This window comes from Micromonospora sp. NBC_00421 (genome assembly GCF_036017915.1).
Classification (GTDB): Bacteria; Actinomycetota; Actinomycetes; order Mycobacteriales; family Micromonosporaceae; genus Micromonospora.
On the sequence record NZ_CP107929.1, the window covers coordinates 727,362 to 751,311 of the forward strand.

The 23,950-nt window shown below is 72.1% G+C and carries 19 protein-coding genes; 14 read left to right on the plus strand and 5 right to left on the minus strand.

Features of this window, described 5'->3' with window-relative positions; translation table 11 throughout:
• Positions 1-5: 5 nt before the first annotated feature.
• Positions 6-656: an MBL fold metallo-hydrolase gene (locus tag OHQ87_RS03695; RefSeq protein WP_328344939.1), complete on the minus strand. Its 651-nt coding sequence runs from the start codon at positions 654-656 to the stop codon at positions 6-8.
• A gap of 7 nt (positions 657-663) precedes the next feature.
• Positions 664-1,383 carry a maleylpyruvate isomerase family mycothiol-dependent enzyme gene (locus tag OHQ87_RS03700; RefSeq protein ID WP_328344941.1) on the minus strand — a complete coding sequence of 240 codons (720 nt, stop codon included), beginning with the start codon at positions 1,381-1,383 and terminating at the stop codon, positions 664-666.
• A 178-nt stretch (positions 1,384-1,561) separates the two neighbouring features.
• On the opposite strand from OHQ87_RS03700, the gene rsgA reads away from it, so the two are divergent.
• The 3 genes from rsgA (at position 1,562) to OHQ87_RS03715 (ending at position 6,520) form a co-directional block, all read left to right on the plus strand.
• Entirely contained in the window at positions 1,562-2,641 is a 1,080-nt protein-coding gene (gene rsgA / locus OHQ87_RS03705) for a ribosome small subunit-dependent GTPase A (protein ID WP_328344943.1), read from the plus strand.
• Positions 2,642-2,922: 281 nt separating this feature from the next.
• Positions 2,923-5,868 (plus strand): excinuclease ABC subunit UvrA, encoded by a 2,946-nt coding sequence (gene uvrA / locus OHQ87_RS03710; RefSeq protein ID WP_328344945.1) that lies wholly within the window; start codon positions 2,923-2,925, stop codon positions 5,866-5,868.
• A 187-nt stretch (positions 5,869-6,055) separates the two neighbouring features.
• Positions 6,056-6,520 carry a Rieske (2Fe-2S) protein gene (locus OHQ87_RS03715; RefSeq protein WP_328344947.1) on the plus strand — a complete coding sequence of 155 codons (465 nt, stop codon included), beginning with the start codon at positions 6,056-6,058 and terminating at the stop codon, positions 6,518-6,520.
• Positions 6,521-6,573: 53 nt separating this feature from the next.
• On the opposite strand, the gene OHQ87_RS03720 is transcribed toward OHQ87_RS03715, so the two are convergent.
• Positions 6,574-9,852 (minus strand): penicillin acylase family protein, encoded by a 3,279-nt coding sequence (locus tag OHQ87_RS03720; RefSeq protein ID WP_328344949.1) that lies wholly within the window; start codon positions 9,850-9,852, stop codon positions 6,574-6,576.
• A gap of 212 nt (positions 9,853-10,064) precedes the next feature.
• On the opposite strand from OHQ87_RS03720, the gene OHQ87_RS03725 reads away from it, so the two are divergent.
• Positions 10,065-11,423, plus strand: a complete 1,359-nt coding sequence (locus OHQ87_RS03725; RefSeq protein WP_328344952.1) for a jacalin-like lectin — start codon at positions 10,065-10,067, stop codon at positions 11,421-11,423.
• Between the two features lie 10 nt (positions 11,424-11,433).
• Complete coding sequence (gene uvrC / locus OHQ87_RS03730) at positions 11,434-13,374, plus strand: excinuclease ABC subunit UvrC (protein WP_328344954.1); 1,941 nt, start codon at positions 11,434-11,436, stop codon at positions 13,372-13,374.
• Between the two features lie 68 nt (positions 13,375-13,442).
• Here the strand turns inward: uvrC and recQ are convergent, their stop codons facing one another.
• Together recQ and OHQ87_RS03740 are read right to left on the minus strand one after the other, a co-directional pair.
• Positions 13,443-15,287, minus strand: coding sequence for a DNA helicase RecQ (recQ, locus tag OHQ87_RS03735; protein WP_328344956.1), 1,845 nt, complete (start codon positions 15,285-15,287; stop codon positions 13,443-13,445).
• A 129-nt stretch (positions 15,288-15,416) separates the two neighbouring features.
• Complete coding sequence (locus OHQ87_RS03740; protein ID WP_328344958.1) at positions 15,417-15,656, minus strand: hypothetical protein; 240 nt, start codon at positions 15,654-15,656, stop codon at positions 15,417-15,419.
• Between the two features lie 18 nt (positions 15,657-15,674).
• Between OHQ87_RS03740 and OHQ87_RS03745 the strand changes: the two genes are divergently transcribed.
• From OHQ87_RS03745 to OHQ87_RS03785, 9 genes are all read left to right on the plus strand, one after another.
• Complete coding sequence (locus OHQ87_RS03745) at positions 15,675-16,574, plus strand: hypothetical protein (RefSeq protein ID WP_328344960.1); 900 nt, start codon at positions 15,675-15,677, stop codon at positions 16,572-16,574.
• 260 nt (positions 16,575-16,834) lie between these two features.
• Positions 16,835-17,743: an RNase adapter RapZ gene (gene rapZ, locus OHQ87_RS03750; RefSeq protein ID WP_328344962.1), complete on the plus strand. Its 909-nt coding sequence runs from the start codon at positions 16,835-16,837 to the stop codon at positions 17,741-17,743.
• Entirely contained in the window at positions 17,740-18,702 is a 963-nt protein-coding gene (locus tag OHQ87_RS03755; RefSeq protein WP_328344964.1) for a gluconeogenesis factor YvcK family protein, read from the plus strand. Before rapZ ends, OHQ87_RS03755 begins: the two co-directional genes overlap by 4 nt.
• A 54-nt stretch (positions 18,703-18,756) precedes the next feature.
• A complete protein-coding gene (gene whiA, locus OHQ87_RS03760) occupies positions 18,757-19,737 on the plus strand; it encodes a DNA-binding protein WhiA (protein ID WP_328344966.1) in 981 nt (326 codons plus the stop codon).
• A 338-nt stretch (positions 19,738-20,075) separates the two neighbouring features.
• Complete coding sequence (gene gap / locus OHQ87_RS03765; RefSeq protein WP_328344968.1) at positions 20,076-21,080, plus strand: type I glyceraldehyde-3-phosphate dehydrogenase; 1,005 nt, start codon at positions 20,076-20,078, stop codon at positions 21,078-21,080.
• A 52-nt stretch (positions 21,081-21,132) separates the two neighbouring features.
• On the plus strand, positions 21,133-22,332 hold the full coding sequence (locus tag OHQ87_RS03770) for a phosphoglycerate kinase (protein ID WP_328344970.1): 1,200 nt from the start codon (positions 21,133-21,135) through the stop codon (positions 22,330-22,332).
• Positions 22,332-23,123: a triose-phosphate isomerase gene (tpiA, locus tag OHQ87_RS03775; protein ID WP_208569200.1), complete on the plus strand. Its 792-nt coding sequence runs from the start codon at positions 22,332-22,334 to the stop codon at positions 23,121-23,123. The genes OHQ87_RS03770 and tpiA overlap by 1 nt, the downstream gene beginning before the upstream one ends.
• 95 nt (positions 23,124-23,218) lie before the next feature.
• Positions 23,219-23,479 (plus strand): preprotein translocase subunit SecG, encoded by a 261-nt coding sequence (gene secG, locus OHQ87_RS03780; protein WP_088645052.1) that lies wholly within the window; start codon positions 23,219-23,221, stop codon positions 23,477-23,479.
• Between the two features lie 123 nt (positions 23,480-23,602).
• The gene (locus tag OHQ87_RS03785) at positions 23,603-23,947 is read left to right on the plus strand and encodes an RNA polymerase-binding protein RbpA (protein ID WP_328344977.1); all 345 of its coding nucleotides are present in this window, start codon (positions 23,603-23,605) and stop codon (positions 23,945-23,947) included.
• The last annotated feature ends 3 nt before the right edge of the window (positions 23,948-23,950 follow it).

Here is a 23,950-nt window from a genome sequence, read left to right on the forward strand (position 1 = left end):
CGAATTCACCAGCCTCGCAGCCTCCACTGCGGCAGGGAAGGGCGCTCCGCACCCAGCGTTGAGTCCTTCCCATGCCCCGGATAGAACCAGGTCTCATCCGGTAGGCGACCAAAAACCTTCGCCTCTAAGTCGTCCATGACCTGCGCAAACGCCTCCGGAGTTGTTGTCCCCCCAGGCCCCCCGGGGAACAGCGAGTCCCCGGTGAACAGGTGCGGGGTGCCGGCCGGATCGCGGTAGAGCAGCGCCACCGAGCCGGGAGTGTGCCCCTTGACGTGGATCACCTCAAGCGTCTGGTCTCCCACTGCGACGGTGTCACCCTCGGTCAGGGTCTCTGCCGCGATCGGTAGTCCCTCGGCGTCGTCGGTGTGCACCAGGGCGCGGGCGCCGGTCTTGGCGACGACCTCCTCCAGGGCCACCCAGTGGTCCATGTGCCGGTGGGTGGTGACCACCGAGGCCAGCCCGGCGTCGCCGATCAGGTCGAGCAACCGGGGCGCCTCGTTCGCGGCGTCGATGAGCACCTGCGCCCCGGTGTCGTGGCAGCGCAGCAGGTAGGCGTTGTTGTCCATCGGGCCGACCGACAGCTTGGTGACGGTGAGGCGGTCCAGCTCCCGGACGGCGGGCGGGCCGCCGTGGGTGACGTCTCCGGTGTAGCTCATGGGCGGTCTATATCCATTCCGGTGGGGTCGGCAGGGGACCGTCCGGGGTGACGGTCAACCCGTCGCCGCTACTGCGGCCGATCAACCAGGCGGCCAGCTCGGCGGCGGGGCCGGCGACCAGTGGGGGGTCCGCCGGGTCGCCCACCACCAGCTCCGGCCGGTTGCCGTCGGCGGGCCGCAGCACCATCGCCGGCGCGTCGGGCCGGTCGGCGAGCCCGCCGGCCACCTCGTGCAGCAGGTGCTGGGCGAACGCCGCCGGCCAGTCCGCCGGCCGGTAGCCGGCACCCAGGTCGACGTGGTGCACCTCCAGCTCGCGCAGCCGGCCCCAGACCAGCATGGCGGCCGGCCAGGGGCCGCGTCGGGTCTGCACGGTGGCGCGCCACGCCTCGACCGGCATGGCGGCCACCGCCTCGGCGAACCTGTCGGCGCTGCGGCGCAGGTCGGCCACCTGTTCGGCGGGTGGCCGACCGGCACCGGCGGCGATGTCGGCGTCCCGGGCGGTGGCGCTGGCGTACATCGGGATGTCCTCGCCGGTGCGGGCGGCGGTGAGCAGGTTGACGAACCCGTCGGCGTTGCGGGCCAGGTGGGTCAGCACGTGGCCGCGGGTCCAGCCGGGCAGCAGGCAGGGGGCCGCGACGGCCGCCGCGTCGAACCCGGCCGCGGTGTGCAGCAGCCGGTCGGTCGCGTCGTCCACCTCACCTGTCAACAGCAATGGATCCGTGGTCACGCCACGACCCTAGCGGTCCCGGGAGCGTTGCGCCGCCGGGGAATTCGCTTTCGGCGCGTCGGTGCGCGGCCTACCGTCGGCCTGGACGCGGTACCGGGACGACGGACGGGGGTGGTGATCATGCCGGTCGCAGTACGCGTGTTGCGCCATGACCAGCTCCGACCCCGATGAGGATGACATGACCATCGATCTGACAGCCCTCGGCCTGGACGCCGAGCGGGCGGCGTACGCGCGGCGGCGTCCGGACCGCCGGCCCGGCCGGGTGACCCGGGTCGACCGGGGGGCGTGCACCGTGCTCGGCGCGGACGGACCGGTCCGGGCCAGCCTGGGCCCGGCGGTGCTGGCCGCCGCCGCCCGTGACCTGACCGCGTTGCCGTGCGCCGGCGACTGGGTGCTGCTGGCCAGCTGGCCGGACGGCCCGGTGACCGTCGACGCGGTGCTGCCCCGGCGTACCGCGCTGATCCGCCGGACCGCCGGCAAGGACGCCAGCGGGCAGGTGCTCGCCGCCAACCTCGACACCGCGGCGGTGGTCGAACCGGTGCACCCGGAGCCGGACACCGCCCGGATCGAACGGCTGCTCGCGTTGGCCCACGAGTCGGGGGCCGAGCCGCTGGTGGTACTCACCAAGGTCGACCTGGCCGCCGATCCGCAGGCGGTGGCCCGGCAACTCGCCGCGGTGGCCCCTGGGGTGCCGGTGCTGCCGGTCAGCGCCGAGCGGGGAACCGGCCTGGAACCGCTGCGTCCACTTGTCGCGCCGGGTCGTACGCTGGCCCTGCTCGGCCCCTCCGGTGCGGGCAAGTCGAGCCTGGTCAACGCCCTGGTCGGGGCGGACGTCATGGCGACCCAGGCGATCCGACGCGTCGACGGCAAGGGCCGGCACACCACCACCTGGCGGGCACTGGTCCCGGTGCCCGGCGGCGGCGCGGTGCTGGACACCCCCGGGGTCCGGGCGGTCGGCCTGCTCGACGGGCACGCCGGGCTGGACCGGGCGTTCACCGACATCGTCGAGTTGGCCACCGGCTGCCGGTACGCCGACTGCGGGCACACCGCCGAGCCGGCCTGCGCGGTGCGGGAGGCGTTGGAGAGCGGGGAGCTGCCGGCCCGGCGCTGGGAGAGTTGGCGTCGTCTCCAGCGCGAGGTGGCGTACGAGAGCGGTCGTCGGCAGAGCCGGCTGGCCGCCGAGCGGCGGGGTGGCCGTCGGGGTGGCCGTCGGCGACCGGCCCGTCCGGCGACGCCGCCGCTGCCGGGCGGATTCTGACCGGCCCGACACGGGCCGCCGACCGGGTCGGGCCGGACGGCGGGTAACCCGGGCTGCCCGGGGCCGGGGCCGGGCGCGGGGTGGGTCGGGCGCGGGGTGGGTCGGGTCGGACGGCGGGTCGACCCGACCGGTGTGAGCTGGGGGAATGTGCGCGTGAGGGAAGTTGTCGTACCCCGGGGCTAGAGTTGCCGAGGCGTTCCTTCTGCGCCCGTAAAACCGCTCAGATCCCACTCGGAGCGGACAGATCCGCCTCACATTCTTCTTTCGGGAGCACACGTACCGTGGCCGACCGTCTGATCATCCGTGGCGCGCGCGAGCACAACCTGCGTGACGTCAGTCTCGACCTGCCCCGGGACGCGCTCATCGTCTTCACCGGGCTCTCCGGCTCCGGCAAGTCGAGCCTGGCCTTCGACACCATCTTCGCCGAGGGGCAGCGCCGCTACGTGGAGTCGCTGTCGTCGTACGCCAGGCAGTTCCTCGGCCAGATGGACAAGCCGGACGTCGACTTCATCGAGGGGCTGAGCCCAGCCGTCTCCATCGACCAGAAGTCGACCTCGCGCAACCCGCGCTCCACCGTCGGCACCATCACCGAGGTCTACGACTACCTGCGGCTGCTCTTCGCCCGCATCGGCGAACCGCACTGCCCGGTCTGCGGCGAGCGGATCTCCAAGCAGAGCCCGCAGCAGATCGTCGACCGGGTCCTGGCGATGGCCGAGGGGACCAGGTTCATGGTGCTCGCCCCGGTGGTCCGGGGCCGCAAGGGCGAGTACGTCGACCTCTTCGCCGAACTCCAGGCCAAGGGCTACGCCCGGGCCCGGGTCGACGGGGTGGTGCACCCGCTGACCGAGCCCCCGAAGCTCAAGAAGCAGGAGAAGCACACCATCGAGGTGGTGATCGACCGGCTCAGCGTCAAGTCGAGCGCCAAGCAGCGGCTCACCGACTCGGTGGAGGCCGCACTCGGCCTCTCCGACGGCCTGGTGCTGCTCGACTTCGTCGACCTGGCCGAGAACGACCCGGCCCGGGAGCGCCGCTACTCCGAGCATCTGGCCTGCCCGAACGACCACCCGTTGGCGATCGAGGACCTGGAACCCCGGGTCTTCTCGTTCAACGCGCCCTACGGGGCCTGCCCGGAGTGCACCGGCCTGGGCACCAAGAAGGAGGTCGACCCGGAGCTGGTCGTCCCCGACCCGGAGCGCACCCTGCGCGAGGGCGCGCTGCAACCCTGGGCCACCGGGCACAACCTGGAGTACTTCCTGCGGCTGCTGGAGGCGCTCGGCGAGAGCCAGCACTTCGACGTCGACACCCCGTGGCGGGCGCTGCCGGCGCGGGCGCAGAAGACGATCCTGCACGGCTCCGACGACCAGGTGCACGTGCGCTACCGCAACAAGTTCGGTCGGGAGCGGTCCTACTACACCGGCTTCGAGGGCGTGGTGCAGTGGATCGAGCGTCGGCACACCGACACCGAGAGCGAGTGGTCGCGGGACAAGTACGAGGGCTACATGCGCGACGTGCCCTGCGCGGCCTGCGGCGGCACCCGGCTCAAGCCCGAGGTGCTGGCGGTCACCCTGGCCGGCAAGAGCATCGCCGAGGTGTGCAACCTGTCGGTGGGTGAGGCGGCCGAGCTGCTCGCCGGCATCGAATTGACCGACCGGCAGAAGATGATCGCCGAGCGGGTGCTCAAGGAGATCAACGCCCGGCTGAAGTTCCTGCTCGACGTCGGCCTGGACTACCTCTCCCTGGACCGGGCGGCCGGCACCCTGTCCGGTGGCGAGGCGCAGCGCATCCGGCTGGCCACCCAGATCGGCTCCGGCCTGGTCGGCGTGCTCTACGTGCTCGACGAGCCGTCGATCGGCCTGCACCAGCGGGACAACCACCGGCTGATCGAGACCCTGCTGCGGCTGCGCGGCCTGGGCAACACGCTGATCGTGGTCGAGCACGACGAGGACACCATCCGGGTCGCCGACTGGATCGTCGACATCGGGCCCGGCGCGGGCGAGCACGGCGGCCGGATCGTGCACAGCGGGTCGGTGCCGGCGCTGCTCGACAACCCCGAGTCGGTGACCGGTGCGTACCTGTCGGGCCGGCGGGAGATCCCGACGCCGCAGAGCCGCCGGCCGCAGACGCCGGAGCGGGAGCTGGTGGTGCACGGGGCGCGTGAGCACAACCTGCGCAACCTGACCGTGCCGTTCCCGCTGGGCCAGCTGATCGCGGTCACCGGGGTCTCCGGCTCGGGCAAGTCGACCCTGGTCAACGACATCCTCTACGCGGTGCTGGCCAACCAGATCAACGGCGCCCGGCTGGTGCCGGGCCGGCACACCCGGGTCTCCGGGCTGGAGCACGTCGACAAGGTGGTGGGCGTCGACCAGTCGCCGATCGGCCGGACGCCGCGCTCCAACCCGGCCACCTACACCGGGGTCTGGGACCACGTCCGCAAGCTGTTCGCCGAGACCACCGAGGCGAAGGTCCGGGGGTACGGGCCGGGCCGGTTCTCGTTCAACGTCAAGGGTGGCCGCTGCGAGGCGTGCTCCGGCGACGGCACCATCAAGATCGAGATGAACTTCCTGCCGGACGTCTACGTCCCGTGCGAGGTCTGCAAGGGCGCCCGGTACAACCGGGAGACCCTGGAGGTGCACTACAAGGGCAGGACCGTCTCCGACGTGCTGGAGATGCCGATCGAGGAGGCGGCCGAGTTCTTCTCCGCCATCCCGGCCATCCACCGGCACCTGCGGACGCTCAACGACGTGGGCCTGGGCTACGTGCGGCTGGGCCAGCCGGCGCCGACGCTCTCCGGCGGCGAGGCACAGCGGGTCAAGCTCGCCTCCGAGCTGCAGAAGCGCTCCACCGGCCGGACGGTCTACGTGCTCGACGAGCCCACCACCGGCCTGCACTTCGAGGACATCCGCAAGCTGCTGATGGTGCTGGAGGGCCTGGTCGACAAGGGCAACACGGTGATCACCATCGAGCACAACCTCGACGTGATCAAGACGGCCGACTGGCTGATCGACATGGGTCCGGAGGGCGGTCACCGGGGCGGCATGGTGCTCGCCACCGGCACCCCGGAGGAGGTCGCCGAGGTCGCCGAGAGCCACACCGGCCAGTTCCTGCGGCCGATGCTCAAGCTCGACGGGGAGCCCCGGGGAGCGAAGGCGGCGGTCACCCGGGCGGCCAGGGCCAACGGCACCACGCCGAAGGCGCGTACCCGCAAGGTGCCGGCCGGGGCGCGCTGAGCCGACGGTACGCGCCGGTCCCCGGTCGGCTTCCCGACCCTCGCGGCGCGCGACCGTCCGATATGGTCAGCCGTCCGAATGCGTTGGTGGCGGGCCGGGGCGAACCGTCGGGCACCGCCGTGCGTGTGTCCAGCAGGGCTGCGAAGGTCGACGACTTTCGCTGCGGCAGCCGAGAGAAAGGCCGGAGATGAACGACGATCAGGCGGTGACCGGGGCCGGTACGCAGACCCGACGCGCCCTGCTGGCCGGGGCCGGCGCGGTGGGGGCGTCGGTCCTCCTGACCGCCTGCGGCGGTGACGATTCCGACGACGGGCCAGCCGCCCCGGCCAGCGGTGCCCCGGCGGCCACCACCGGTGGCGGGCCGGGCACCCCGATCGCCAAGACCGGCGACATCCCGGTCGGCGGTGGTCAGGTCTTCGCCGCACAGGGGGTGGTGATCACCCAGCCGACCGCGGGGCAGTTCAAGGCGTTCGACCCGATCTGCACCCACCAGGGCTGCCCGGTGTCGAACGTCGACGGCGGGACGATCAACTGCACCTGCCACAACAGCACGTTCGCCATCACCGACGGGGCGGCGAAGAGCGGGCCGGCGACCACCCCGCTCGCCGCCAAGGAGATCAAGGTCGTGGGCGACCAGATCTCGCTGGCCTGACCGACGCCGGCCGGCGCGGAGGACGCCCTCCGCGCCGGCCGGTCCCGTCGGGCTCAGTGCGCGTACACCGCCAGCTCCCAGAGCGAGTAGCCGTACGAGGTGGCCCGGGTCACGCCGTGCATCCGGACGTACCGGGCGGTCTCGGTGGGGAAGGCGACCACGTCGGTGCCGCCGTCGCCGGCCGTGGTCGACCAGGCCGTACGCCAGTTCGACCCGTCGCTGGACACCTCGATCCGGTACGACCGGGCATACGCAGACTCCCAGGCCAACGTCACCCGACCCACCTGGCGGGCCGACCCGAGGTCGACGGTGAGCCACTGGTCGTCGGCCCAACTGCTCGCCCAGCGGGTGCCGAGGTCCGAGTCGACGGCCTTGCCCGGCCCGAAGAACAGCTCGCTGCCGGACGCGGTGACCGGCTGGCCGGCGGCCAGGTTGGTCAGGTCGTCGCCCCGCCGGGACGGGAACGAGACCACCTGCTGGAAGGTGGGCCGGTTCTGCCAGGCGATGGTGGCGTGCTTGATCCCGCCCAGCGGCGACTGGATGATCGCGTCCGCGCACCACTGGTCACCTGCGGTGCAGCTCGCGTCGCCGGGGTAGACCTGGGCGGCCGGGGTGGCTGCCGCCGCGCGTAACGTGTCAAGCAGCACCTGCCGGCAGCCGGTGAGGCTCCCGCCGCCGCAGAAACCCCGGCCCGGCCCGCCGCGCACCGGATCGCCGAGCACCGCGCGCAGGTCCTTGTCGACATACCCCCACCAGCCGTACTGGAAGGACGAGCCCTTGTGCGCCTGGGCCTCGTTGGCCGAGCTGGGCAGGTTGGACACGTCGCCCTGCTGGTGCCCGGAGGGGGACTCGTTGACCTGGATCGCGTTGATCAGCGACTGGTAGAGGTCCGGGCCGAGCGGGTCGCGGAACATCCCCCGGACCAGCAGCGGCCACCATGCGTCGAAGGTGCGGATCGCCTCGGCGTGCCGGTAGACCTTCGACCCCTTGGCGGTCTCCACCCGCAGTGCGCCGTCCTGCCGCCACGCCTTGAGCCGGCTGATCTCGGCGGCCGACGCGGTGTCGGTGACGGGCTGGCTCTCCAGTACCCGGATCAGCTCGTCGAGCACCTCGGCCCCGCGCAGGTCGGTCAGGCCGGCCTGCTCGACCAGCGCGGTCAGCGAGCCCCGGTCGAACTTCCGGCCGGCGGCCAGGGCCGCCTTGAGCGGGCGGTCCAGCAGGTCGGCCCGGTGCACCGCGCCGAAGCTGTAGTTGCCGTCCGCGCCGCCGAAGTCCTTGGCCTGCTTGTTGTTCCAGCTGATGTAGTAGTCCTGGTTCACCGAGCGGGGGTGGGCGGCCAGCGGGGCGTAGTCGGCGGTGTTCGTCGCCGGGTCGAAGCCCTGCCACTCGTAGGCCGGTTCGGCCTTCATCGGCAGGTTCGGGTTGGACCCGACGGCGCGCACCGGGTTCAGCCCGGAGTTGTAGTACGCCGACTCGGTGGAGTTGACGTAGAACCAGTTGAACGCGTACTCGACGTTGTCGGCCGAGGCGACGAAGGCGTCCGCCGAGCCCATCTGCGCCGGGTCGTTGAACATCTGGAAGCCGATCGCCGAGTCGGCCTCGTGCCGGTAGGTGGAGCGCAGCTGGGTGAAGGCGTGCGGCCGGCCGCCCACCGTGCCCCGCCACGACACCAGGCCGAGCTTGGTCCGCCAGGCGACCAGTTTGTACGACCCCTTGGCGGTGCCGTCGGCGAGGGTCGGGGTCCACTTGTTGACGTGCGCGAGCTGCTCCATGGCCAGGCACTGACCCCGGTAGAGGTAGTGGTCGGCGGCCAGGGTGGGGGCGCTGCCGTCGGTGGTGCACAGCGGCACCGCGTAGGTGTCGGTGATGTCGTGGATCGACGAGGTGGCGCTCCACGCGTAGTCCTGGCCCCGGCCGAGCAGCACGTAGAGGTTGAGGCCGGCGAACGCGGCCCCCCGGGCGCTGATGCCCGGCCCCTGCAACTCCTGCACCATCAGCAGCTGCGGCGAGAAGTAGCCGGTCTGCGGGCCGAAGACCGCCACCGGGTGCCCGGTCGCGGAGTTCGCGGCGGAGACCACCGCCGCGTTGGACATGCCCCGGTGCGCCGGGCTGATGGTCAATCCGGACAACGCGGCGGCCAACTCACCGGCCGCGCTCGTGGTGCCGGCCTTGGCGGCACCGGCGGTACGGGCCGCGCCGGTGTGGGCGGCGGCGGTGCCGGCGGAACCCGTCGGGTCGGTGAAGATCGGCTCGACCCGGGCCGAGCCGGCGTCGGGCAGCACCACGCTGGCCGCGTCCGGGGAGGCGTCGCCGTACGGGAAGCTCTGCCCGTCGTGCAGGGTCAGCACGGTCTCCGGGTCGTTCTGGTTGCGGAACCCCGTCCACACCTTGTCGCCCTCGGTGGCCCCGTACTTGGCGCGGGCGGCGATCCGGACCAGCGCGGACTGCATCTCGGTGCCGCCCCCGCCGCCGAACAGCCCGCCGACCACGCCGGCGATGGCGATCAGGTCGGTGAGCTGGAACGGCTCCGGGCCACCGGCGTTGGTGACCGCGTCGAGGTGGCCGGTGAGCACGTACTCGCCGGGGCAGTTGCGGTTGGCCATGCAGACACCGATGTAGGCGTTGATGCCGGCGATGTACTCCTGCACGTCGGCGTAGAGCTGCTGGCCGCGCGTCCCCTTGTCGCGCAGCGCCTCGATCTGCGTCTGGAGGTCCGCCTCCGTGTACGGCGAGTTGCGCCAGACGCTCTGCTCCAGCGCCCGGTTTCCGGGTGCGCCCCCGGCGAACGAGGTGAGGGTGCCCCGGCCGACGTGCCGCAGCAGGTCCATGGTGAACAGCCGGTCCTCGGCCCCTGCGTACCCCGCGCCGTACATGGTGCCGCCCCGGGTGCTGCCGGTGACGTGCGGGACGCCGGTCGCCTTGTCCCGCAGGATGCGCACGTCGGCGCGGGGCGAGTAGTCGCGTTCGACCTGCCCCTGCGGGACACCGAAGGACGCGTCGTCGAAGAACGAGCCGATCTGCTCCTCGCGCAGCCCGGCGTAGCCGTAGACCAGGTCGGCGTACCGGCCGAGTTGGTCGGCGGAGTGCCGGGGGAGGGTGCCGAGGGTCTGGTTGCCGAGCACCTCGACCAGTGTGGCGTTGCCGTTCTGGCCCGGCGGCAGGATGTCGCCGCACTCGCCGAGGCAGTTGTCGTTGGCCGCGTACCCGCTGGTGGTGACGGCGGCGGGCGCGGCGGTGGCGGGTGGGGTGGGGGTGGCGACCAGCAGCGCGGCGACCGCGACGGCGGCGGTGCCACCGGCGAGCAGGCGGCGGGTGGGGCGGGGACGGGGCATGGTGATCCTCCGATGAGGATGGGGATCTTTACGTGAATAACATTCGGTTACCGGATGGTAATCTCCGTTCGTCGATATCGGAAGACGTCCATCGCGCGGCTGCCGGATCGTTGCCCGGGAGTATCGAACCGGTCGGCGCGGGTGGATAGCTTTCGATTCCGCGTCCGCCCGGCGTCAGCCCGTCGGGCCTGCCTCTCCAGATTGGACAGTCGATGAAGGTCGTCCGTCTGCTCGCGTCCGCGACGCTGCTCGCGGCCGTGCTCACCCCGTCCGGGCCGGCCGCCGCGTCCGCGGCCCCTGCCCCTGCCGCTGGCACCGCTGCCGGCACCGCCGCTCCGACGTCGGGGGCGTTCTCCGTGCTCACCTACAACGTGGCCGGTCTGCCGGACATCATCTCCAGCGGCGACCCGGCGACGAACACCCGGCCGATCGGCGAACGGCTCGGCGGGTACGACATCGTGCACGTCCAGGAGGACTTCAACTACCACGCCGACCTGTACGCCACCGACCAGCACCCGTACCGGACCCCGACCAGCGGGGGCGTGCCGTTCGGCAGCGGCCTCAACACGTTGTCGAACTATCAGTACAGCGACTTCGCCCGGGTGAAGTGGCACTCCTGCAACGGCACCGACTGCCTCACCCCGAAGGGCTTCACCGCCAGCCGCATCCGGCTGGCCGAGGGCGTCTTCGTCGACCTCTACAACGCCCACCCGAACGCCGGCAGCACCGACGCCGACCTGGCCGCCCGGCGGGCCAACCTGAGCCAGCTCTCCGCGTACGTCGCGGCCAACTCGGCGGGCAACGCGGTGGTGCTGATGGGGGACCTGAACGTCCGCTACACCCGTACCGGCGACAACATCCGCGACCTGGTGGCGGCCAACGGCCTCACCGACGTCTGGGTGCAGCAGGAGCGGGGCGGTCAGCCGCCGGCCGCCGGTGACCCGGCGCTGGTCTGCGACCCGGCCAACGTGACGGACAGCTGCGAGGTGGTCGACAAGATCCTCTACCGGAGCAACAAGCTGGTGAACCTCACCCTGAACCGCTACCACAACGAGCACGCCCGGTTCCTCACCCCGACCGGCGGGCCGCTGTCGGACCACTACCCGCACGCCGCCTGGTTCGACTGGACCCTCGCCCCCGACCTGCGGGCCAGCGACACCTGGGGCGGCCCGCACGGTGACCCGTTCACCGACGCCGACCGGGTCGGCCCGGCGGTCACCCGGGTCACCCTGCGCGGTGGCTCCCGGCTCGACGCCGTCGGGGTGGACCTCGCCGACGGCGGCCAGCTGCGCCACGGCGGCACCGGCGGGACCGAGACCAGCCTCACCCTGGCCCCCGGCGAGCGGATCACCCAGGTCACCCTGACCCAGGGCCAGAAGGACGGCCGGACCCGGATCTTCTCGGCCCGGCTCGGCACCGACCAGGGCCGCACCCTCGCCACCGGTACGCCCACCTCTGCGGCGGTCACCTTCACCGCGCCCCCGGGTGGTCGGCTGGCCGGCTTCTTCGGCCGCAGCGGCACCGAGGTCGACCAGCTCGGCGTGATCTGGAGTGTCGGGGGCAACGGATAGTCTCGGTGCCGTGGCTGATCCCTCGACCTACCGTCCCGCGTCCGGCACGATCCCCGAGTCCCCCGGGGTCTACCGGTTCCGTGACGGCACCGGCCGGGTGATCTACGTCGGCAAGGCGAAGAACCTGCGCAGCAGGCTCAACTCCTACTTCGGCGATCTGCTGGGTCTGCACGAGCGGACCCGGCAGATGGTCACCACCGCCGAGTCGGTCGACTGGATGACAGTCGCCACCGAGGTCGAGGCCCTGCAGCAGGAGTTCACCTGGATCAAGCAGTACGACCCCCGGTTCAACGTCCGGTACCGCGACGACAAGTCGTACCCGTACCTGGCGGTCACGCTGGACGAGGAATACCCGCGGTTGCAGGTCATGCGGGGCGCGAAGCGTAAGGGCGTGCGGTACTTCGGGCCGTACTCGCACGCCTGGGCGATCCGCGAGACGCTCGACCTGCTGCTGCGGGTCTTCCCGGCGCGCACCTGCTCCGCCGGGGTGTTCAAGCGGGCCGGCCAGGTGGGCCGCCCGTGCCTGCTCGGCTACATCGGCAAGTGCTCCGCGCCCTGTGTGGGCACCGTCTCCGCCGACGCGCACCGGGCGATCGTCGACAACTTCTGCGAGTTCATGGCCGGCCGCACCGACAGCATGGTGCGCCGCCTCGAACGCGAGATGACCGAGGCCAGCGAGCAGCTGGAGTTCGAGCGGGCGGCCCGGCTGCGCGACGATGTGGCCGCGCTGCGCCGGGCCATGGAGAAGCAGACAGTGGTGCTCGGCGACGGCACCGACGCCGACGTGGTCGCCTTCGCCGACGATCCGCTGGAAGCCGCCGTGCAGGTCTTCCACGTCCGCGACGGCCGGGTACGCGGCCAGCGTGGCTGGGTGGTGGAGAAGACCGAGGAGCTGACCACCGGCGACCTGGTGCACCACTTCTGCACCCAGGTCTACGGCGGCGAGCAGGGCGAGGCGGACGTCCCCCGGGAGCTGCTGGTCCCCGAGCTGCCGGGCGACGCCGAGGCGCTCGCCGACTGGCTCAGCGCCCGCCGGGGCAGCCGGGTGTCGCTGCGGGTGCCCCAGCGCGGTGACAAGAGGACCCTGCTGGAGACGGTGGGCCGCAACGCCAAGGACTCCCTGGCCCGGCACAAGCTCAAGCGGTCAGGTGACCTGACCACCCGGGGCAAGGCGCTCGACGAGATCAGCGAGGCGCTCGACATGCGCACCTCACCGCTGCGTATCGAGTGCTTCGACATCTCCCAGATCCAGGGCACCGACGTGGTGGCCAGCATGGTCGTCTTCGAGGACGGATTGCCGCGCAAGAGCGAATACCGCCGGTTCATCGTCCGGGGGGCCACCGACGACCTGTCGGCGATGTCCGAGGTGCTGCGTCGCCGTTTCGCCCGCTACCTCGACGCCCGCGCCGAGACCGGTGAGCTGGGTGAGGAGACCGCCGCCGACCCCGACCGTCCCGGCATCGACCCGACCACCGGCCGGCCCCGGAAGTTCGCCTACCCGCCGCAGTTGGTGGTGGTCGACGGCGGTGCCCCGCAGGTGGCGGCGGCGGCCCAGGCGCTGGCCGAGCTGGGTATCGACGACGTGGCGCTGTGCGGGCTGGCCAAGCGGCTGGAGGAGGTCTGGCTCCCCGACGACGAATACCCGGTCATCCTGCCGCGCACCTCCGAGGGGCTCTACCTGCTGCAACGGGTCCGGGACGAGGCGCACCGGTTCGCCATCACCTTCCACCGGCAGCGCCGCTCCAAGCGGATGACCGAATCGGCCCTGGACACCGTCCCCGGGTTGGGTGAGGTCCGCCGCAAGGCGCTGCTGCGGCATTTCGGCTCGCTCAAACGGCTCTCCGCCGCCACGGTGGAGGAGATCACCGAGGTGCCCGGGGTGGGCCGGCGCACCGCCGAGGCGATCCTCGCCGCCCTCGACGGCACCCCCGCTCCCGCCACGGCCGACTGATCCCGCCCGCTCGCCGGATCGGCCGGGGCAGGGAGCTCGATCCGTTCTATCGGGTGGGAGCGGTGCGGTCAGGGTTGGTCGGCGAGGACGGTGAGGATGGACTCGCCGTACTTGGCCAGCTTGTTCTCGCCGACGCCGCTGATCCGGGACAGCTCGGCCAACGAGGCGGGGGCGTCGGTGGCGATCTGCCGCAACGTCGCGTCGTGGAAGATCACGTACGCTGGCACGCCCTGTTCCTTGGCGGTGGCCCCCCGCCAGGCGCGCAGCCGCTCGAACAGCGACCCGGCCGCCGGGGAGAGTTCCGCGACCACGGTGGCTGCGCCGCGTGGCTTCGCCGACCGGGTCGAGGCCACCTTCTCCGGCTCCCGGCGCATGGTGACCGTGCGGCGGCGGGCCAGCACCTCCGCGCTGGCCTCGGTGAGCGCCAGCGTGCCGTAGTCGCCCTCGACCGCCAACAGCCCCTCGGCGAGCAGCTGCCGGACCACCCCGCGCCACTCCGCCTCGCGTAGCTCGGTGCCGATGCCGAAGGTGCTCAGCGCGTCGTGGCCGTACTGGCTGATCTTGTCGTTATGCTTGCCGATCAGGATGTCCACGCAGTGCCCCGCGCCGAAGCGCTGGTTGCGTTCCCGGTCGAGCCGGTAGACGGTGGAGAGCAGCTTCTGCGCGGCCACCGTGCCGTCCCAGGTCTCCGGCGGGGTCAGGCAGGTGTCGCAGTTGCCGCAGTCGGCCGTGCCGGGCTGACCGAAGTATTCGAGCAGTTGCACCCGGCGGCAGCGGACCGTCTCGCAGAGCGCCAGCATGGCGTCCAGGTGGGTGGCGAGGTTACGCCGGTGGGCCAGGTCGCCGTCGGACGTCTCGATCATCTTGCGCTGCTGCACCACGTCCTGGAGGCCGTAGGCGAGCCACGCCGTCGACGGCAGCCCGTCCCGGCCGGCCCGCCCGGTCTCCTGGTAGTAGCCCTCGACCGACTTGGGCAGGTCGAGGTGGGCCACGAAGCGGACGTCCGGCTTGTCGATGCCCATCCCGAAGGCGATCGTGGCGACCATGACCAGGCCGTCCTCCCGCAGGAAACGCTGCTGGTTGGCGGCGCGGGTGCCCGAGTCCAGGCCGGCGTGGTAGGGCAGCGCGGCGACCCCGTTGGCGACCAGGAACTCGGCCGTCTTGTCCACCGAGGCCCGGGACAGGCAGTAGACGATGCCGGCGTCGCCCGGGTGCTCGTCGCGCAGCAGGGCCAGCAGCTGCTTGCGGGGCTCCTTCTTGGGCACGATCCGGTACTGGATGTTGGGCCGGTCGAAGCTGGCCACGAAGTGCTTCGCCTCGGTGAGCTGGAGCCGGGTGGCGATCTCGGCCCGGGTGGCGCTGGTGGCGGTCGCGGTCAACGCGATCCGGGGCACCGCCGGCCACCGCTCGTGCAGCATCGACAGGGCCAGGTAGTCGGGGCGGAAGTCGTGCCCCCACTGGGACACGCAGTGCGCCTCGTCGATGGCGAACAGACCGATGCGGCCCCGGTCGAGCAGTTGCTGCACGCCCCGGGTGCCCAGCGCCTCGGGGGCCAGGTAGAGCAGGTCAAGCTCACCGGCGACGAACGCCTGCTCGACCGTGCGCCGGGCGGCGTAGTCCTGCGTCGAGTTGAGGAAGCCCGCGCGTACGCCGACCGCGGTCAGCGCGTCGACCTGGTCCTGCATGAGGGCGATCAGCGGGGAGACGACCACCGCGACGCCGTCCCGGACCAGGGCCGGGACCTGGTAACACAGCGACTTGCCGCCACCGGTGGGCATCAGCACCAGGGCGTCCCCGCCGGCCACCACGTGCTCGATGATCTCCTGCTGGAAGCCCCGGAAGGCGTCGTAGCCGAAGACCCGGCGGAGCACGTCGAGGGCGTCGGAGGCGCGCAGCTCGGTGGGGGAGACCATCCGGGGAGTCTACGAGCCCGCCCCGACAACGCCGTCCACGACGCCCCCTGGACCCGTCCCGCCCGCCCCGCAGCCTCACCCGTCGCCCTGAGTCGTCCCCTCGCCGGAGCCACCCGTTGCCCGGCACCGTCACCCGGAGCTGTCCCCCTCGCCCCAGCAGGGTCCGCCGAGGCCGGCCGCGCTGTGGAAGCCGGGGTGACCGGTGACGTCCATGCGGACCTCGCCGTCGGGGCCGATCCGGCCGCAGAAGACCGGCTCGACGTGGTTCCAGGCATCGGCCCGGAACAGCAGCGTCGGTCTGCGGCGGGGCCTGCACGGCTGACCCGTTCGCCGGGCAGCCCCCGCCCTGATGCCGGCGGCGTCACCCATACCCGGTTAGATGGCCGGATGGCGGTACGCATCGACATCGAAGCGCTCCGGGACGAGGCCGGGTCTGTGGCCTGCGCGGAAGCGGACAAGCTCCGGGCAGCCGGTCAGCCGACGGAGATCGTGGCGGTCGGCGGGGGAGCCTCCTGCGTGATCCGGGAAACCGGGCAACCGCCGTACGAGGTCTGGGTGGGGGTGACGGCGGACGGCTTCACCGTCGAGTGCGACTGCCCAGCCGGTGCGGAGGTGTGCGGGTACGCGGTGGCCCTCACCGCCGCTGCCCTGGAAGACGGATTCTCGTGGTCCTCGGCGGCCACCCCGCCGTCGGCTGTGGAAGTCGATCCCAGGCTCACCGAGCTGGTCGAACTCGCGCGCGGCATCCCCGCCCGCCGGCTGGCCGCGCTGGTCGCCGAGTGGGCCGCCACGGATCGCGTGCTGGAGCACAGGTTGCGGGCGCACGCCGGCCAGCTCGCGCCCCTCACCGCCGCCGAGTCGGACGACATCCGGCGGACGATCGACAGCCTGGCCCGCGAGGCGACCAGCGGCGACCGGTGGGACCTGCACGACGTGGAGAAGGCCGGCCGGGCCATCGTCGAGGAGGTCGAGGTGCTCGCCCAACGGCCGCCGACCCAGGAGACGCTGGTGCTGGTCGAGCGGGCCGCCCGCGCCTGGGACGGGCTCGCGGGCTACCTCTGGGACGCCTGGGAGACGTACGAGGAGGAGCCGGCCGAGATCGGCGGCGCGTTGCGGGCGGTCCACGTCCAGCTCTGTGAGCAGGTGCGGCCGGACCCCGACCAACTGGCCGCCCGACTGGCGGAGGTCATCGGGGCGGCCGAGGTCGACTCCTGCCTCGACGAGCCGGGGGACTACCTCGGCGTGCTCGGTCGTGACCGGGTCAAGGCGCTGCGCAACCGCCGCTGACGGTCGTGACCCTGTCGCCTTCGAGCGGCGGCACTTCTCTCGGAGACTGGTATGCCTGTCCGGCATATTTATGCCGGACAGGCATACCAGTCTGCGCGGAACAACGCCCGGGTGCCGGTCGACCGCCGGGCCGCACCCGTCGGGCGACCCGCCGCCGGGCGTGCGGGGATCGACGTCGCCGACCGGGATAGAGTCGTCGACTGACCCTGTGCGGCACGGGACCCATCGGGGCTCGCCGCCACGGAATCGGGAGCGGTGGGATGAGCGAGGCGCGGACAGTCGGCGGGCACGTCGAGGGCACGGCCGAGTCGGAGACCACGCTGGTGGTGGTCACCGGCCTGTCCGGTGGTGGCCGCAGCACGGTGGCCCGCGCCCTGGAGAACGTCGGCTACTACGTCGTGGACAACCTGCCGCAGGCGCTGATGCTGGACATGGCCGAGCTGGCGGTCAAGGCCGGCGGCGCGGCCCGGCGTACCGCGATGGTGCTGGACGTGCGGTCGCGGGCCTTCTCCACCGACCTGGCCGGGGCGATCCGGGAGCTGAAGGACCGGGGTTTCTCGCCCCGGGTGGTCTTCGTCGACGCCGACGACGAGGTGCTGATCAGGCGGTTCGAGAGCGTCCGCCGGTCGCACCCGTTGCAGGGCGAGGGGCGGCTGGCCGACGGCATCGCCGTCGAGCGGGCCCTGCTGGAGGAGGCCCGGGACCAGGCCGATGTGATCATCGACACCAGCCACCTCAACGTCAACCAGCTCCGCCGCCGGGTCGAGGAGCTGTTCGGCGGGGAGGACGCCCGTCGGCTGCGGCTGACCGTGCTCTCCTTCGGCTTCAAGTACGGCCTGCCGCCGGACGCCGATTTCGTGCTCGACGCCCGCTTCCTGCCGAATCCGTACTGGGTGCCGGAGCTGCGGGAACACACCGGTCGGGAGGCGGCGGTCAGCGCGTACGTGCTGGGGCAGGAGGGCGCGGACGCCTTCGTCGCCTCGTACGCCGACCTGGTCAACGCCACCACCGCCGGGTTCGAGCGGGAGGGCAAGCGTTACCTGACGGTGGCCGTCGGCTGCACCGGCGGCAAGCACCGCAGCGTGGCCATCGCCGAGGAGTTGGCCGAGCGGCTGCGCCAGTCGGGGTTGGCGGCCAACGCGCAGCACCGGGACCTGGGGCGGGAATGACGGCCAGGACGGTGGTCGCCTTCGGTGGGGGGCACGGCCTGTCGGCCTCGCTGCGGGCGCTGCGGCACTGCGCCGGGGAACTGGACCTCGACATCACCGCCGTGGTCACCGTCGGCGACGACGGCGGTTCCAGCGGCCGGTTACGCCGCGAACGTGGCGGCCTGCCCCCGGGTGACCTGCGGCAGGCCCTGGTCGCGCTGGCCGGGGACCATCCGGCCACCCGACGCAGCGCCGGGCTGTTCCAGCACCGGTTCGCCGGGGACACCCGGGACGGGCTGGCCGGGCACGCGGTGGGCAACCTGGTGCTCTGCGGCCTGATGGAGCAGCTCGGCGACCCGGTCGCCGCGCTGGCACACGCCGGGGCGATGCTCGGCGCGGTCGGCCGGGTGCTGCCGATGTCGGCCCAGCCGGTGGACATCGAGGCCCGGGTCCGCGGCGTCGACCCGGCCCACCCCGACGAGGTACGCACCGTGCGCGGCCAGCATCAGGTGGCGGTGACCACAGGCACGGTGGAGGCGCTGCGGCTGACCCCGGACACCCCGGTGGCCTGCGCGGAGGCGGTGGCCGCCGTGGGCGACGCGGACTGGCTGATCTTCGGCCCGGGTAGCTGGTACACCAGCGTACTGCCGCACCTGCTGGTGCCGGGGCTGGCCGAGGCGATCGTGACCAGCCCGGCCCGGCGGCTGGTCACCCTCAACCTGGCCGCCGAGCAGGAGACCCTGGGCCTCTCGGTGGCCGACCACCTGGCCGCGCTGCGTTGGTACCTTCCGCAGCTCACCGTGGACTACGTGGTGGCCGACTCCAAGGCGGTGGGTGACCCGGAACCGGTCGGGCGTGCGGCAGAATCGCTTGGTGCCCGGTTGGTCCTCGCCCCGGTCGCCGTCGACGACGGCACGTCCCGTCACGATCCGGCCGCCCTGGCTGCCGCACTGGTGCCTGTCCTGGGCGCCGATCGTTAAGCACGTACGTAATCACCGGCGACACGCCGGTACCGGTCCGTGAGGGGGCGCACAATGGCGATGACGGCTGCGGTCAAGGACGAGCTGAGCCGGGTCGACGTGCCCAAGCCCTGCTGCCGGCGGGCGGAGATGGCCGCGCTGCTGCGCTTCGCCGGTGGGCTGCACATCGTCTCCGGTCGGGTGGTGGTGGAGGCCGAGCTGGACACCGGGGCGGTGGCCCGCCGGCTGCGTCGGGAGATCGCCGAGGTGTACGGCTATCCCAGCGAGATCCACGTGCTCGCCTCGGGTGGCCTGCGCAAAGGCAGTCACTTCATCGTCCGGGTGGTCAAGGACGGCGAGGCGCTGGCCCGGCAGACCGGCCTGCTCGACGTCCGGGGCCGGCCGGTACGCGGCCTGCCGCCGCACGTGGTGGCGGCGAACGTCTGCTGCGCGGTCTCGGCCTGGCGGGGGGCGTTCATGGCGCACGGCTCGCTGACCGAACCGGGCCGCTCCAGCGCGCTGGAGATCACCTGCCCCGGCCCGGAGTCCGCGCTGGCCCTGGTGGGCGCGGCCCGCCGGATCGGCATCACCGCCAAGAACCGTGAGGTACGCGGGGTGGACCGGGTGGTGGTCAAGGACGGTGACGCGATCGCCGCGCTGCTCACCCGGGTGGGCGCGCACTCCAGCGTGCTGGCCTGGGAGGAGCGTCGGGTACGCCGGGAGGTGCGGGCCACGGCCAACCGGCTGGCCAACTTCGACGACGCCAACCTGCGCCGCTCGGCGCGGGCCGCGGTGGCCGCCGCCGCCCGGGTCACCCGGGCCCTGGAGATCCTCGCCGAGGACGCCCCGAACCATCTCACCTCGGCCGGTCGGCTGCGGCTGGAGCACCGGCAGGCGTCGCTGGAGGAGCTTGGCGCGCTGGCCGATCCGCCGTTGACCAAGGACGCCATCGCCGGGCGGATCCGCCGGCTGCTGGCGCTGGCCGACAAACGGGCCCGTGACCTGGGCATCCCGGATACCGAAGCGGCAGTCACGCCGGACATGCTCGTGGTCTGATAGGACGGTGGGCCGCCATCCCGCGGGCGAGTGCGAAGCACGAGCCGGCGGGGCGACGTGTCACGGGTCGGGTGGGTGGGGCGTGCCGTGCCGTCGACCCGACGGGGTCACCACCCGCCGCATCGTGGCGGGGCACGCTCGGATAGGGTCGTCGGGTACGGCAAGGGGGCCGGCACAGGCACTCCTCGCCGTGCACACCGCCTCGGGCGGTCAGGTCCTCCCAGACCGTGGCGGGGTGGCCGAGACGAATCGTCAACGGCCGGCTCACCGGCCGGCGCACACACCTCCGCCGGCCCGGTTCTGACGTCGGCGGACCAGAACGCGAGGAGATGGGACCTGTGACCATCCGGGTTGGCATCAACGGCTTCGGCCGCATCGGCCGTAACTTCTTCCGGGCCGTGCTGGCGTCCGGCGCCGACATCGAGGTCGTCGCCGTGAACGACCTGACCGACAACGCGACGCTCGCCCACCTGCTCAAGTACGACAGCATCCTCGGTCGCCTGCCGCACGAGGTCAAGGCCACCGCCGACGAGATCACCGTCGGTGGCAAGACCATCAAGGCGTTCGCCGAGAAGGACCCGTCGAAGCTGCCGTGGGGCGACGCCGGCGTGGACGTCGTCATCGAGTCCACCGGTTTCTTCACCGACGGCACCAAGGCCAAGGCGCACGTCGACGGCGGGGCCAAGAAGGTCATCATCTCCGCCCCGGCGAAGAACGAGGACGTCACGGTCGTCATGGGCGTCAACCACGACCAGTACGACCCGGCCAAGCACACGATCATCTCGAACGCGTCGTGCACCACGAACTGCCTGGCCCCGATGGCGAAGGTCCTCCAGGACACCTTCGGCATCGAGAAGGGCCTGATGACCACGATCCACGCGTACACGCAGGACCAGAACCTCCAGGACGCGCCGCACAAGGACCTGCGTCGGGCCCGCGCCGCCGCGCTGAACATCGTCCCCACCTCGACCGGTGCCGCCAAGGCGATCGGGCTGGTGCTGCCGGTGCTCAAGGGCAAGCTGGACGGTTACGCGCTGCGGGTGCCGATCCCGACCGGCTCGGCCACCGACCTGACCGTCGAGGTCGGCCGGGAGACCACCGTGGACGAGGTCAACGCCGCTATCAAGGCCGCCGCGGACGGCCCGCTCAAGGGCATCCTGGTCTACAACGAGGACCCGATCGTCTCGTCCGACATCGTCACCGACCCGGCGTCGTGCATCTTCGACGCGCCGCTGACCAAGGTCATCGGCAACCAGGTCAAGGTCGTCGGCTGGTACGACAACGAGTGGGGCTACTCCAACCGGCTGGTCGACCTGGTCAAGCTGGTGGGTTCCTCGCTGTGAGTGCGAGGAGTGAGCTTGCGAGCCCCGCAGTCACGAACGGAGAGTTAGCTCTGTGAGCATCCGCAACCTCGACGACCTGCTCGCCGAGGGGGTGTCGGGTCGGCGCGTGCTGGTGCGCGCCGACCTGAACGTCCCACTCGACAAGCAGACCGGAGACATCACGGACGACGGCCGGATCCGGGCCGTCCTGCCCACCCTGGGCGCGCTCGTGCAGGCCGGGGCGAGGGTCGTGGTCTGCTCGCACCTGGGCCGTCCGAAGGGCGCCCCGGATCCGCAGTACAGCCTCCGCCCGGTCGCCGGGCGGCTCGGTGAGCTGCTCGACGCGCCTGTGCACTTCGCCACCGACACCGTCGGCGAGTCCGCCCGCACCACCGTGGACGCGTTGACCGACGGTCAGGTCGCCCTGCTGGAGAACCTCCGCTTCAACAAGGGGGAGACCAGCAAGGACGACACCGAGCGGGGAGCCTTCGCCGACCAGCTCGCCGCGTTCGGCGAGGCGTACGTGGACGACGCGTTCGGCGCCGTGCACCGCAAGCACGCCAGCGTCCACGACGTACCGGCCCGGCTGCCGCACGTGGCCGGCCGGCTGGTGCTGCGCGAGGTCGAGGTGCTGGGTCGGCTGGCCGGCGAGCCGGAGCGCCCCTACGTGGTGGTGCTCGGCGGTTCCAAGGTCTCCGACAAGCTGGCGGTGATCGAGGCGCTGCTGCCGAAGGTCGACCGGCTGCTCATCGGCGGCGGTATGTGCTTCACCTTCCTCAAGGCCCAGGGCCACGAGGTGGGCACCTCGCTGCTGGAGGAGGAGATGGTCGAGACCTGCGGCAACCTCCTGGCCCGTGCCGACGGCAAGATCCTGCTCCCGGTCGACGTGGTGGTCGCGGACGCCTTCGCCCCGGACGCCGCGCACGACACGGTGCCCGCCGACGGCATCCCCAGCCACCGGCTCGGCCTGGACATCGGCCCGGAGACGGTGGCCGGCTTCACCGCCGCGCTGTCGCCGGCGAAGACGGTCTTCTGGAACGGCCCGATGGGCGTGTTCGAGATGCCGGCGTTCGCCAACGGCACCCGGGGTGTGGCCGAGGCGATCACCAAGACCGACGCGTTCACCGTGGTCGGTGGCGGTGACTCCGCTGCGGCCGTCCGGGCCCTCGGGTTGGACGAGTCGTCGTTCGGGCACATCTCGACCGGCGGCGGCGCCTCCCTGGAATACCTGGAGGGCAAGACCCTCCCCGGCATCGCGGCCCTGGAGGACTGATGGCGAGTGTCACCCGCCGGCCGTTGATGGCCGGCAACTGGAAGATGAACCTCAACCACCTCGAGGCCAACCTGCTGGTGCAGAAGCTGGCCGCGAGCCTCACCGAGCAGCAGCTCACCGCCGTCGAGACGGTGGTCCTGCCGCCCTTCACCGATCTGCGCACCGTGCAGACCGCTGTGGACGGCGACAAGCTGCTCATCGGCTACGGCGGGCAGGACCTGTCGCCGTACCAGTCCGGCGCGTACACCGGGGACATCTCCGGGGCGATGCTGGCCAAGCTGGGCTGCACGTACGTGGCGGTCGGGCACTCGGAGCGGCGGCAGTACCACTACGAGGACGACGCGATCGTCAACGCCAAGGTGGCCGCCGCGCTGGCCAACGGGCTCACCCCGATCCTCTGCATCGGTGAGGGCCTGGAGATCCGCGAGCAGCTGCGGCACGTGCCGCACTGCTGCGACCAGCTCGACGGTGCCCTGAAGGGGCTCACCGCCGAGCAGGTCACCAAGGTCGTGGTGGCGTACGAGCCGGTCTGGGCGATCGGCACCGGCAAGACGGCCACCCCCGAGGACGCCCAGGAGGTCTGCGGGGAGGTCCGCAAGCGGCTGGTCGAGACCTACGACCAGGGCACCGCCGACCAGGTCCGGATCCTCTACGGCGGCTCGGTGAAGTCGTCAAACGTCGCGTCGATCATGTCCCAGCCGGACGTGGACGGGGCGCTCGTGGGCGGGGCCAGCCTGGACGCCGAGGAGTTCGCGAAGATCTGCCGCTTCCCGGAGCACACGGGTCGCTGATCGCTCGCTATTCTTGACTCCGCCCGTCCGCCGGTCGGTGCCGCCGTGCCCGATCTGTCCGGGCGAGGATCGTAACGAGAGGACTGACCCCAGCCATGCCGATCTGGTTCGCATACACGTTGATCGTGTTGCTGGTCATCACGAGCGTTCTGCTCACCATGCTCATCCTGCTGCACCGGGGTAAGGGCGGCGGGCTGTCGAGCATGTTCGGCGGCGGGGTCAGCTCCAGCCTGGCCGGCTCGTCGGTGGCCGAGAAGAACCTGGACCGCTACACCGTCCTGGTGAGCATCGTCTGGTTCGCCTGCATCGTCGGGCTCGGCCTCTGGCTCCGGCTCCAGCTCAACAGCGGGTCCTGAGCGGCTCGATCAGGTCATACAATCTGCGCGCGGTCCGTCACGGACCGCGCGCAGTTTTGTTTCTCCGCCACGTCGCCCACCGCCCGCCTCAGGCGGTGGTCCCCTCCGACGACAGGAGCAACCGTGCCCAGTGGCAACGTCATCCGTGGCTCACGAATCGGGTCGGCACCGGAGCGCCCCACCGAACGGTACGAGCCGGCCCCCCGCCGCGCGGTCACCTACTGGTGCCGCAACGACCACGCCACAGAGATCCGGTTGGCGGTGGACGCCGAGGAGCCGGCCGTCTGGGACTGTCCGCGCTGCGGCCTGCCCGCCGGTCTGGACGCCCAGAACCCGCCCGGACGCACCCGCCCCGAGCCCTACAAGACCCATCTGGCGTACGTGAAGGAGCGGCGCACCCCGGAGGAGGGGGAGGCGCTGCTGGCCGAGGCGCTGGCCGCGCTGCGCCGTCGACGCGGCCGGGAGTGACCG

Bases quoted from the DNA above. Each gene is read 5' to 3' on its own strand.
- OHQ87_RS03695 (WP_328344939.1), bottom strand. From the start codon at position 656: ATGAGCTACACCGGAGACGTCACCCACGGCGGCCCGCCCGCCGTCCGG.
- rsgA (WP_328344943.1), top strand. From the start codon at position 1,562: ATGACCATCGATCTGACAGCCCTCGGCCTGGACGCCGAGCGGGCGGCG.
- OHQ87_RS03715 (WP_328344947.1), top strand. From the start codon at position 6,056: ATGAACGACGATCAGGCGGTGACCGGGGCCGGTACGCAGACCCGACGC.
- OHQ87_RS03720 (WP_328344949.1), bottom strand. From the start codon at position 9,852: ATGCCCCGTCCCCGCCCCACCCGCCGCCTGCTCGCCGGTGGCACCGCC.
- OHQ87_RS03725 (WP_328344952.1), top strand. From the start codon at position 10,065: ATGAAGGTCGTCCGTCTGCTCGCGTCCGCGACGCTGCTCGCGGCCGTG.
- recQ (WP_328344956.1), bottom strand. From the start codon at position 15,287: ATGGTCTCCCCCACCGAGCTGCGCGCCTCCGACGCCCTCGACGTGCTC.
- OHQ87_RS03740 (WP_328344958.1), bottom strand. From the start codon at position 15,656: ATGGGTGACGCCGCCGGCATCAGGGCGGGGGCTGCCCGGCGAACGGGT.
- OHQ87_RS03745 (WP_328344960.1), top strand. From the start codon at position 15,675: ATGGCGGTACGCATCGACATCGAAGCGCTCCGGGACGAGGCCGGGTCT.
- rapZ (WP_328344962.1), top strand. From the start codon at position 16,835: ATGAGCGAGGCGCGGACAGTCGGCGGGCACGTCGAGGGCACGGCCGAG.
- OHQ87_RS03755 (WP_328344964.1), top strand. From the start codon at position 17,740: ATGACGGCCAGGACGGTGGTCGCCTTCGGTGGGGGGCACGGCCTGTCG.
- whiA (WP_328344966.1), top strand. From the start codon at position 18,757: ATGGCGATGACGGCTGCGGTCAAGGACGAGCTGAGCCGGGTCGACGTG.
- tpiA (WP_208569200.1), top strand. From the start codon at position 22,332: ATGGCGAGTGTCACCCGCCGGCCGTTGATGGCCGGCAACTGGAAGATG.
- secG (WP_088645052.1), top strand. From the start codon at position 23,219: ATGCCGATCTGGTTCGCATACACGTTGATCGTGTTGCTGGTCATCACG.